We start from the raw sequence: 238 nt of genomic DNA, 5'->3' as shown, positions 1-238 counted from the left end.
GTTGCCCGTGGCAAGGCGCTCCGCCATCGGCTGAACGCTCTTGCGATCGCCAGGACCGATCAGTCCCGCAACATACAGAGGACACATCCGCTGCCGAGTCTTGTGACCCAGCCGGTCCAAGAACGGCTTCAGCCAGCGTTCGAGTTCGTCTTCCCATTCCGCCATGGTCAGCCCTCCAAGAGCCGACCACCCATGAATCATTGAAAAATTGATTCGGGAATCCTATAACGCACGGCAA

At 58.0% G+C, this 238-nt stretch carries 1 protein-coding gene; it reads right to left on the bottom strand.

What is annotated here, in order from left to right; translation table 11 throughout:
• On the bottom strand, positions 1-201 hold a 201-nt coding region (locus tag FNJ47_RS48835; protein ID WP_163163830.1), incomplete at its 3' end, for a transposase.
• Positions 202-238 lie beyond the last annotated feature (37 nt).

Origin of the sequence: Bradyrhizobium uaiense, assembly GCF_010811875.1 — a bacterium.
Classification (GTDB): domain Bacteria; phylum Pseudomonadota; class Alphaproteobacteria; order Rhizobiales; family Xanthobacteraceae; genus Bradyrhizobium; species Bradyrhizobium uaiense.
Note: the sequence above shows the minus strand (reverse complement) of the source record. Positions and strands in the feature narration are given on the sequence as shown.